The 11,792-nt window shown below is 35.3% G+C and carries 8 protein-coding genes; 4 read left to right on the forward strand and 4 right to left on the reverse strand.

The genetic code is table 11. The features are described 5' to 3' along the window. Both ABJI11_RS00255 and ABJI11_RS00260 read right to left on the reverse strand, forming a co-directional pair. Positions 1-1,146, reverse strand: a 1,146-nt coding sequence (locus ABJI11_RS00255; protein ID WP_348348429.1) for a type IX secretion system membrane protein PorP/SprF, incomplete at its 3' end; no start/stop codon positions are given. A gap of 7 nt (positions 1,147-1,153) precedes the next feature. Continuing rightward, positions 1,154-3,400 (reverse strand): gliding motility-associated C-terminal domain-containing protein, encoded by a 2,247-nt coding sequence (locus ABJI11_RS00260; RefSeq protein ID WP_348348431.1) that lies wholly within the window; start codon positions 3,398-3,400, stop codon positions 1,154-1,156. A gap of 225 nt (positions 3,401-3,625) precedes the next feature. On the opposite strand from ABJI11_RS00260, the gene ABJI11_RS00265 reads away from it, so the two are divergent. Further along, positions 3,626-5,308, forward strand: coding sequence for a glutamine--tRNA ligase/YqeY domain fusion protein (locus tag ABJI11_RS00265; RefSeq protein ID WP_348348433.1), 1,683 nt, complete (start codon positions 3,626-3,628; stop codon positions 5,306-5,308). Between the two features lie 352 nt (positions 5,309-5,660). Next, positions 5,661-6,938: a POTRA domain-containing protein gene (locus ABJI11_RS00270; RefSeq protein ID WP_348348435.1), complete on the forward strand. Its 1,278-nt coding sequence runs from the start codon at positions 5,661-5,663 to the stop codon at positions 6,936-6,938. Positions 6,939-7,008: 70 nt separating this feature from the next. Here ABJI11_RS00270 and ABJI11_RS00275 read toward each other — a convergent pair whose 3' ends face one another. Further along, positions 7,009-7,968, reverse strand: a complete 960-nt coding sequence (locus ABJI11_RS00275) for an SPFH domain-containing protein (RefSeq protein ID WP_276491437.1) — start codon at positions 7,966-7,968, stop codon at positions 7,009-7,011. A 213-nt stretch (positions 7,969-8,181) separates the two neighbouring features. Here ABJI11_RS00275 and ABJI11_RS00280 point away from each other — a divergent pair, with 213 nt between their 5' ends. Continuing rightward, on the forward strand, positions 8,182-8,553 hold the full coding sequence (locus ABJI11_RS00280; RefSeq protein WP_348348437.1) for a VOC family protein: 372 nt from the start codon (positions 8,182-8,184) through the stop codon (positions 8,551-8,553). A gap of 62 nt (positions 8,554-8,615) precedes the next feature. Here the strand turns inward: ABJI11_RS00280 and katG are convergent, their stop codons facing one another. Then, the gene (katG, locus tag ABJI11_RS00285) at positions 8,616-10,859 is read right to left on the reverse strand and encodes a catalase/peroxidase HPI (protein WP_348348439.1); all 2,244 of its coding nucleotides are present in this window, start codon (positions 10,857-10,859) and stop codon (positions 8,616-8,618) included. Positions 10,860-11,208: 349 nt separating this feature from the next. Between katG and ABJI11_RS00290 the strand changes: the two genes are divergently transcribed. Beyond that, positions 11,209-11,792 (forward strand): M14 family zinc carboxypeptidase (locus ABJI11_RS00290; protein ID WP_348348441.1); only part of this gene is annotated, 584 nt, incomplete at its 3' end.

Below are 11,792 nucleotides of genomic sequence, written 5' to 3' on the forward strand. Positions count from 1 at the left end.
AACCATACGCATAACCATTGCAAAACGTCTTTCTAAATCTGATTGGCGAATAGCTTCCAATGAATCCTGACGAAACATCAGCTCTTCAATAATGGCATCATTCTCTGCCAACTTCATTTTCAACTCTTCAATTTCTTCATTCGTTGCAATGTTCTCTGGCTCATCATCATTTTGCACTAGATCATCTTCATAATCATCTTCTAACATTACCCTATCTTCTGTAAGGTTAGGTGTAAATGAATACGCAAATGAGATTTCATGGGTAACTCCAAAATTATCAAAATTGTTAGATAATCCTTTTTCCATAGTATAGCCTAGAGAAATTCTTTGGTTAAGATTAAAACCAACACCCGCAGCTGCACCATAAAAACTATCGTAACCACCTTGGATCCATCCTAATTTTGGAAGGTCAAGAATTAAACTACCGCCAAGGGTAACATCTTCTTCACCTACTTTTCTAACTCTTGCCAAAGGCATTAAACGCCCTTGTTCAAATATACCATCTTGCTTTTCAAACTGATGGGTATATTGTAAGTGCCCAGAATATGTTTTATCCTTAAACTCGGTTACAGATTCGCTTGTCTTTAAGTTGTAATCAAAAAGGTTTTCTGCAAACACCCCAACATCGAATTTACCATAAGAAAGGTTAAAACCAGGCTGAAATGATAGTAGGTTCTGATCTTGCAGTCCTGCTAAAAAAGGATCTTCTTCTACAGTAGAAGCTCTACCGTTATCAAAACCACTTTGGTAGTAAGAAACATTTGCACCAAAAGTAAAGTTACTTTTGTCGTTTAGTTTTATACCGTAGGCATAATTTGCCAAGACACCAAAGTTGCTTAAGATACCTTCTCTTTGAGAATATAAACTAAGACCTAAACCCGTTTTGTCATTTATACGACCACTATAGCTTAAGAAATAGTTTTGATTGTTATCATCAAATTGTACCGATTGGTTTCGGTGTAACAAGTTGATATATGACTTGTCCTCCCTTACCGTTGAAAACGTTGGGTTGATTAAGAATCTGTTGTATTTCAAAAGGTTCTGGGAAGGAACGTCATATGATACAAACGGATTATCCTCTTGCCCGCTAACCTTCATGATAGTCAACACAAATAACAATAGATATAAAACACTTTTCTTTAGCATGGTGAGCTTAACGTATTACTGTGATCGTACCTTGTTTAAGTACTTCACTGGCATTCCTGATCTTATAGTAGAATACCATGTTTTGTTTGGTGAACGCAGTAGTTGACTGCGGCCAGTTATTTTTATAATCGAATTCGTTTACAATTTCTTGACCTTGCTCATTGTAAATAATTACATTGACATCGGCCTTATTGGAATAAGAGTTAGGTATAATCCATTGATCATTGATACCATCTCCGTTCACGGTGATGACATTAGGCACTTTAAAGGTGTCTAAATAAGATACTTCTAGCTGTCTAACAATCTCGCAATTATCAATAGATGCAATCAAGGTATAGCTACCGGCTTCGGTAATTGTAACACTATCAGAGTTGCTCAATTCAGCAGCATTGGCATCTAACCATCTGTAAGCTGTACCGCCACTTGCAGTAACGGTTCTAGTTGTACCTTCTGGCATTACTATTTCTGTACCGGGATCAAGCGTAATTAAGTTTTCATCTAATGGTGTAACTACAATTTCATTAGAGATTAACGAACAACCATCTCTGTCAATTGCCAAGCTATATGTACCAGCGGTAGAAACCGTTAATACAGCATCTGTAGCATTAATAGATGCTCCGTCTAATTGCCACTCAAAGGTAGCAGAACTCAAGTCAGTAGTTGTGCTTAAAGTAATAGTTTCGCCACCACTACAGAAAACAGTTCCTGAACTTGTAATAGCCACCGTTTCATTAGTTAATAATTGGACCGGTAAAACATTTGAATCAACATCAAAACTACCAACAATCGCATTTAAATCGTAATCCCCATTTTCAGAGTTTGAAGCCAAACTAATACTGTTACTAGTTGCACCTGCTATTGCAGCGCCATCTTTACTCCATTCATATGTAAATCCGTCCAACAAAGCACTTGTTACATCTGTTATAGTACCGTCTGTTGCAACTGCATTAATCAACTCAACACCCAACGTAGTACTTGTAGTTTCACAAGATGTATACGCTTCGGTATAATTTATAATAATTTCGAAAGATGCAGGAGATACAACTGTAGTTATATCAGAGTTTTTAGAAGATACAGAACAAGCACCGCCTGTTTGAGTTACTTCAGCGTAATATTCGCCATCTTCAGTAATAGTAAGAGAACTACTTGTTTCACCTACAATCTCAACAGCATTTCTAAACCATTTATAACTTGGAGTAACTGCTGTTGTACTTACAGATAACACTTCGTTTTGTGTAGGTAATAAAACCATGTTGATTTCATTCTCTACCGTAACGGTATATAATTCTGCATTAGTTATGGTTACCACAGCCGATCTTTCATTACAGATACCTGTACCTGAAATCTCTACTGCATAGTTACCCTCAAAACCTGCATTCGAGGCATTCACGTTATATGAAGTTGAAGTTGCACCAACAATCTCAACATCATCTTTGAACCACTGATAGTTCCATGAAGCATCTGTTTGGTCTATAGTCAATGTTTCTGTATCTGTACTACATAAAGAAGTTTTGGTTGGGGCAGTAACTGCAATGCCGGTTCCAGAACCGCCAATAGTTACATCAACAATATTAGAATCTGTATTACCAGAACCAGTACATCTTGGTCCATAATCAATATATACATTGTACATACCAGATTGCGCAACGTTTAAAGTATGTCCGGTTTCACCAGTTAACTCCGTACCACTACGAAACCAAATATACTGATAGGTTTCTGGGTTGGCTATATTATCTACTTGTAAGGTAATAGCACCTGTGCTACATACTGTACCTGGAGGTACACCGTCACCTAATTCACTAATATTTAAATTAGAGGTAACATCCATATAATACATATTATATGCTTCAGATTCGCTACCTACCTTTACAGGGTCAGTACTACGAACTCTCATTTTATAACCTTGACCTCGGGTATCCGTTGGTATAGCAAAACTGGTATCAAAATCTTTGACATCATTTTTGTCGGTTATCGTCTGTAATGTCTGTGCATTAGCAAAACTACCACTGGCATCAGATAACTCTAATATAAATTCGTTGTCTGGGTTGGCAGTACCGATCCAAGTAATGTTGACGAAGTACTCATTAAATCCGCCATTTCCTGCACAAACGGCAGACCACGGGGTACTACCAGACAGGTTTGGATTGTCTGCAGGTTCAGGAGCATTGATGACTATTGCTTGCGCAGATAATTGAAATGCGCAAAATAGCATGGATAGTGCTGTAAATACGGTAAGTTTGTTCAAGGTTTTCATATGCATTTGTAGTTATGGGGGCCACTACGGTTGAAAAGTTGGTTAATAAGTTTTTTATAATCCCAACATTTCTTAGACAAATATGTTATTAAATACGACGAACTGGAATTTTATGTTGTTAGAAGGAAGATTTCTGTTGTGAAACTCATTTTATGTAAGGTGTGTTTTATTTAAACCAACCATTTAAGGCAATTTTGCTACTTTTGTAGCTTGAAAAATTATGACATGAGCGAGACAACGAAGTCTTTGAATTTTATTGAACAAATTGTTGAAGAGGACTTGGTAAATGGTTATACCAAAGACGAATTACGTTTTCGTTTTCCTCCAGAACCTAATGGTTACCTACATATTGGACACGCAAGTTCTATTTGCTTAAACTTTGGTTTAGGTCTTAGATATAATGCCCCTGTAAATCTGAGGTTTGATGATACCAACCCTGCAAAAGAGGAACAAGAATTTGTAGATGCCATTAAAAAAGATGTAGAATGGCTAGGTTTCAAGTGGGATACCGAACGGTATGCGTCTGATTATTTTCAGCAATTGTATGATTGGGCAGTAGAATTGGTAAAACAAGGTAAGGCATATGTCGATAATCAATCTTCTGAAGAAATGGCCGCTCAAAAAGGTACACCTACAGAACCTGGGACAAATAGTCCAAACAGAAATAGATCTATAGAAGAGAATTTAGAACTCTTCGAAAAGATGAAAAACGGTGATTTTGAAGAAGGAACTCACGTATTAAGAGCCAAGATTGATATGGCTTCTTCTAATATGTTGATGCGAGATCCAATTATGTACCGTGTACTACATAAAGCACATCACAGAACAAATACCGATTGGTGTATTTACCCTATGTATGATTGGACACATGGAGAAAGTGATTACATAGAACAAGTTTCACATTCTTTCTGTACGTTAGAATTTGCCATGCACCGCGAATTATATAATTGGTTTTTAGATCAAGTGTATGACAAAACTAAAGTAAGACCTAAACAGCGAGAATTTGCTCGAAGAAACTTGAGTCATACCGTAGTTAGTAAAAGAAAACTGGCACAATTAGTAGAAAAAGGTGTTGTCGATTCTTGGGACGATCCTAGAATGCCAACAATTTCCGGTTTAAGAAGAAGAGGGTATACCCCAGAATCTATACGCAATTTTACAGATACTATAGGTATAGCAAAAAGAGATAACTTAATTGACGTTTCTTTGTTAGAGTTTCAAGTACGTGACCATTTAAATAAAGTAGCTCCTAGAGTAATGGGTGTTTTAGATCCATTAAAAGTGGTAATAACGAATTATCCAGAAGGGGAAGAAGAATGGTTAGATGCAGAAAATAATCCTGAAGATGAAAGTGCCGGTTCTAGAAAAGTTCCTTTTTCAAGAGAATTCTATATTGAAAGAGAAGATTTTAGAGAAGAGGCTAACAAGAAATTCTTTAGACTAAAACTTGGAAAAGAGGTTCGTTTAAAGAATGCATACATTATTAAAGCTGAATCTTGCACAAAAGATACTGATGGTAATATTATAGAGGTACAATGTACTTACGACCCAAAAAGTAAAAGTGGTAGCGGTACTGAAGAAAGCTTACGTAAAGTAAAAGGAACATTGCATTGGGTGTCTATAAAACATGCTGTGGAAGCAGAGGTACGTTTATACGATCGTTTGTTTACAGATGAAAGTCCAGATACACATAAGGATAAAGATTTTATGGAATTTGTAAATCCAGATTCTTTACAGGTAATTACCGGTTATGTAGAACCTCATTTAAAAGAGGCACAAATTGGAGACCGGGTTCAATTTCAAAGAATAGGATATTTCTGTGTTGATCCAGATACAACTGCAGATAAATTAGTTTTCAATAGAACTGTTGGTTTAAGAGATTCTTGGACTAAAATTGCCGAAAAATAAAAGTATAATTATTCTCAATGGCATAAAAAATACCAATTGATATTTTTTATGCCATTCTTATTGTTTTAAGACTACCTCAACGGTTCTAAATATTTAGAAATACAAGTTGTTGGTTGATAATGAAAAATGCCTTTAAATCAACTTAAATTGCGTTTTAGAGATGCTTCAATCTTTAATTATCCAAAGTGCACTTATTATTTTATTATAGTATAAGTATTCCCATATAATTCCCTTCTTTTTCTAATCGCATTAAATTTAGAAAATTACATTTCATCGATCCATTAAGTAAAATGCCTTTTTTTCGTATGGAATGTTATTTCAACCCGTCTTAGTTGAAGTAACAATACATACTATGAAAAAAATTGCAACCTTATTACTACTTTTTATAGGTGCTACACTTTTTGCACAAGAAGTAAAAATTGACGCTTTAGAATTCTCAGGTTTAAAAAGAACAAAAGAGTCTTTTTTAAGAAGATTGGTAAAAACTAAAGAACAAACTATATATGATGTCTCATTAGTAAATGCAGATATTGAAAGGCTAAAAAGATTACCCGGTATTGCAAGTGCTACCTACGCCATTGAAAATAGAGACAATAAAAATGTTCTTATATATACTATTGTAGAAAACTTCACCATTATACCAGGTTTAAGGATAGCTACCGCAAATGACGGTAGTTTTTCATATAGAGTATCTGCCTTTGAATTTAATCTGTTTGGAAATAATCAATTATTAGGTGGGTTTTATGAGAAGAATATTTTCAACTCCTATGGTGCATTTTGGGAACATCCATTTTTATTTAGTGATAAACTAGGTATCGGTATCAATTACCAAGACCTTACCACACAAGAACCCGTTTTTTATGAGCAGGGAGAAAAAGACTATCGTTTTAATTCTAAAAATGCAGAGGCAAAACTATTGTTCTCTTTCGATTTTAAAAATGAAGCTGAACTAGGTGCATCTTTTGTGCAAGAATCGTATTTATTTGAAGGTGATAATGCGTTACCAAATACTCCGCTATCATTAGAAGCAAATAAATTAATCTATAAAGGTGTTTACCGTTTTGTAGACTTAGATATAGATTATCAATATTTTGATGGTATTATTAGTGAATTTACAGCTCAACATATTCAATTTTTAGATGGCGATGCCCCTGCAGAAACCTTTCTAAATTCGTTCTTATCATTTAGAAATGATTTAACATACTATAAAAAGATCCAAGATAAGGGCAACTGGGCAAGTAGACTTCGTTTAGCAGCGGCATTTGGTAACGATGATTCTCCATTTGCTCCTTTTACATTAGACAATCAATTAAACATTAGGGGCGTAGGTACCACCGTAGATCGCGGTACAGCGTCAATTGTATTGAATACGGAATACAGGCATACTTTATATGAAAAAGGCTGGTTTGTTGTTCAGGGAAATGCTTTTGTTGATGCTGGTTCATGGAGAAATCCCGGTGAAGAGTTCTCGCAATTATTTGATGGTACTTCTACCAAGCTATATCCGGGTGTTGGTTTTAGGTTTATCCACAAAAAAATATTCAATGCGGTATTTAGATTGGATTACGGCGTAGGAATTGGAAACGATGCTACAAACGGAATAGTCTTTGGTATCGGGCAATACTTTTAAATAAAATAGTTCAATAAAAAAGCCGCTACAGCAAATGCTGTAGCGGCTTTTATGTTCAAGAAATTACGTTTTAAGAATTGTCTGAATTACCTCTTTTCTTATTCACAATCCCTTTTTTTGCATTTTGTTCTTTCATAGCCTCACCAATTTGGTTAGATGCCGTAAAAGATGCGATCATATTATTCAACATATCACTACCTGCCTGTGGCGAATTAGGTAATAAAATAAGGTTAGAATTAGTTTCTTCACCTATAGACTGTAATGTATCATAGTGTTGTGTAACAACAATAAGGGCTGAAGCTTCTTGAGAGTTAATACCAACATTGTTTAAAACGTCTACAGATTCTTCTAAACCACGGGCAATTTCTCTACGTTGATCGGCAATACCTTGACCTTGTAATCGCTTACTTTCTGCCTCTGCCTTAGCTTTCTCCACAATTAAAATACGTGCAGCATCACCTTCAAACTGCGCAGCAGTTTTTTGACGTTCAGAAGCATTAATACGGTTCATAGCCTCTTTTACTTGGGCGTCTGGATCAATATCTGTAACCAAGGTTTTAATAATATCAAAACCATAATCAAGCATTGCCTCTTGTAGCTCAGATTTAACCGCAATGGCAATATCATCTTTCTTTACAAAGACATCATCTAATTTCATTTTTGGTACCTCTGCTCTTACAACATCAAATACATAAGAAGTAATCTGCTCATGAGGATATTCTAACTTGTAATATGCATCATATACTTTCTCCTTAATTACCACGTATTGTACAGATACTTTCAACTTTACAAATACATCATCTAAAGTCTTGGTTTCAATAATTACATCTAACTGTTGAATTTTTAAACCTATTCTAGCCGCAATTCGTTGTACAAAGGGAATTTTAAACTGAATACCAGATTGTCTAACACTAGTAAATTTCCCAAAGGTTTCTATTAAAACAGCGGTTTGTTGTTTTACGATAAATACACCCGATAAAATAGTGAAAATCACCAAAAACGCAATCGGAATCCAAATAAATGAGCCCATATTTTTTTATTTTATAGTTAATAATGGAAGATACTAAAAGCCTTCAAACTATAAGTAGCATAAGCTGCACATTTGTTACAGAATCATGGTATTAAAAACATAAATTGTAATATAACTTTGAGAAAATTAAAACATTCCCAATTTGGGAAACAGATTAAATACTGCTTTTAAGATCTAATGGCAGAAAATTAATGACATCTAAAAACTAGCTATATGTTACTATCTATACAGCCTAAACTACCCATGCGGAATAAAACCGTTACTAAAAATTACTATAACTATATAGATATTTTGGGTTTTAAAGAAGTGGGAGATAAGGATTATGACGAATATCTAATGGTGAAAAAAGACCATATTGAAATCCATTTTTTTCTGTTTAAAACTATTAATCCGAAAGAGAACTATGGGCAGGTTTATATACGTACCCAAAATATAGATAATTTATACCAATCGTTTTTAAAAAACAAAATAGCAATACACCCCAACGGAAAATTAACGGTTAAGCCTTGGAAACAAAAGGAATTCTCTCTTTTAGACCCCGATAATAATCTACTAACATTTGGGCAATCTTTACTTGAAATTTAAATTATATAAAACAAAAAGACCGCTCTTTCGAGCGGTCTTTTATAATACCTTCTAAGTATAAATTAAATATCAAAGCGATCTAAATTCATCACTTTAGTCCAAGTTCTACCAAAATCACGAACAAACTTTTGCTTAGCATCTTCAGTACCGTATACTTCTGCCAAAGCACGAAGTTCAGAGTTAGATCCAAATATTAAATCTGCTCTTGTACCTGTCCATTTAACATCTCCAGTTTTACGGTCGCTTCCTTCAAATACCGTATCATCATCAGTTGATGCTTTCCACGTAGTACCCATATCCAATAAATTAATAAAGAAATCATTGGTTAGCAAACCAGGTTTGTCTGTAAACACACCATTATTTGATCCGTCATAATTAGCACCTAATACACGAAGTCCACCAACTAAAACTGTCATCTCTGGAGCGGTAAGTGTTAAAAGGTTGGCTCTATCTATCAACAGTTCCTCTGCCTGAACAGATAATTTCTGTTTTGTATAATTTCTAAATCCGTCCGCAATAGGTTCTAAAGCTTCAAAAGACTCAATTTCAGTATTTTCTTGAGTAGCATCTGTACGCCCTGCATTGAAACCTACTTTTGTATCAAAACCAGCTAATTTAGCTGCATTTTCAACAGCGGCAGTACCGGCTAAAACTACTAAATCGGAAAAAGATACCTTCTTGTTACCAGGTTGGCTATCATTAAATTCTTTCTGAATTCTTTCCAAAGTAGAAGTAACCTTTGCTAACTGCTGAGGATTGTTCACTTTCCAATCTTTTTGCGGAGCCAAACGAACACGACCACCATTAGCGCCACCACGTTTATCTGAACCTCTATAAGTAGACGCAGATGCCCAAGCTGTAGAAACCAATTCTGCAGTAGAAAGTCCAGAAGCTAATAAGGTTTTCTTTAAATCGGCTATATCTTGATCATTTATAAGTTCAAAATCTACCGCTGGTACAGGGTCTTGCCAAATTAACTGTTCACTTGGCACTTCTGGTCCTAAATAACGCTCTTTAGGTCCCATATCTCTATGCGTTAATTTATACCAAGCTTTAGAATAAGCCTCTTTGAATTCATCTGGGTTTTCTAGAAAATTCCTTGATATTTTTTCATAAGCTGGGTCTAAACGCAAAGACATATCTGTTACCAACATAAAAGGCTGGTGTGTTTTTCCTGGTATATGCGCATCTGGCATTTCACCGGCACCGGCATCGCCTACTGGCTTATATTGCCAAGCTCCCGCAGGACTTTTTGTTAATTCCCACTCAAAACCAAATAAGTTTTCAAAGAAATAATGGCTCCATTTAGTAGGTGTTTGCGTCCAAGCTCCTTCAATACCACTTGTAATAGTATCTGCTCCAGAACCCGAGCCATAACTACTGTTCCATCCTAGACCTTGGGCAGTAATATCTGCTGCTGCAGGCTCAGAACCAACATACTTTTCTGGATCAGCGGCACCATGAGTTTTACCGAAAGTATGACCACCTGCAATCAACGCAACAGTTTCGTAGTCGTTCATTGCCATTCTTTTGAACGTTTGTCTAATATAATGAGCTGCTTCTAACGGATCAGGATTTCCATTATGACCTTCTGGATTAACATAGATTAAACCCATGTGCGCAGCACCAAGCGGATTTTCTAACTCATTGCCGTCTTCATCATATCGTTGTTTATTACCCAACCATTCTGTTTCAGACCCCCAATAAATATCTTCTTCTGGCTGCCAAATATCTTCACGACCACCTGCAAAACCGTACATAGGCAATCCCATACTTTCATGAGCAACATTACCTGTAAGTATCAATAAATCTGCCCAAGAAATTTTCTTCCCATATTTTTGTTTAATAGGCCATAACAATAAACGGGCCTTATCTAAATTGGCATTATCAGGCCAACTGTTTAATGGAGCAAAACGTTGATTTCCTGCACTTGCACCACCTCTACCATCAGAAATACGATATGTACCAGCACTATGCCAAGCCATACGGATAAAGAATGGACCATAATTACCGTAATCAGCAGGCCACCAGTCTTGGCTAGTTGTCATTAAATCTGTTAAATCTTTTTTAATAGCGGCAAGATCAAGAGACTTAAATTCTTCTGCATAGTTAAAATCGTCATCCATTGGATCGGCCATTTTAGAATGTAATCTTAAGATATTAAGATTCAACATATTTGGCCACCAGTCTTTATTCGTTGTTCCACCACCAGCTGCTTGATGCATTTCGCCATTCAAAAATGGACAATTTGCTGCAGCAGGATCATTTACATCCCAAGCTTCACCTTTACCGTTAGTACTACTCATGATTATATCAGTTTTTAATTGTTATTCTATTTTTATCCAAAACTATAAACATTCTATCTATTGATAATTATTTTATCATAGATAATATTTATAGCTCAATACTCTTGCCTCGTGTTACCTACCTATTTATTGTTATATATGTTATTTAAAATGCATCATAATCAGAATATCTTAAAGATATACACATAATTGCAGATTATGAAACTGCCTACATTAGATTTAATAATTTAGTAAAACAAACTAATGACACACCGATATGAACTTCATATATAAAAAAAGGTTTTCCCTTAGAAAGGCGATACACCCATTATTTAAACATAGTTACTTAACGTACATATTTTTAACTTTAGTGTGTATTTTCTTACAAAAACTACATTCACAGGAAATACCCAATCCAAATAAAGTTATAGGTTTTGAGATTGGTTCGGATTTTCACCTAGCTACTTACGAACAATCTATAGGATATTTTGAAAAACTTTCTGCCGCAAGTGATATGGTAGAAATAAAATCAGCTGGAAAAACTTCTGAAGGGAGAGAATGGAAGTATGTTTTAATATCAACCCCTGAAAACCTACAAAATATTGAACATTACAAATCTATTTCTCAGCAACTCGCGCATCCCGAGCACTTAACAAGAGAAATGGCAAAAAAATTGGCAAAAGAAGGAAAAGCAATAGTAGATATTAGTGGTGGTTTACATGCTTCTGAGGTAGCGGGAGCACAACATATTCTAACCTTGGCTTATGACTTAGTAAATAATGCAAACTCGGAAAAATACAGTGCTATTTTTGAAAATGTAATATTAATTCTTTGGCCTTCTTTAAATCCTGATGGACAAGATATCATTGCAAACTGGTACTCAGGTAATGTTGGTACACCTTATGAAGTAGACTCTACTACATGGCTATATCAAAAGTATGTAGGTCACGATAA

This window comes from Maribacter sp., from assembly GCF_039968975.1.
Classification (GTDB): domain Bacteria; phylum Bacteroidota; class Bacteroidia; order Flavobacteriales; family Flavobacteriaceae; genus Maribacter.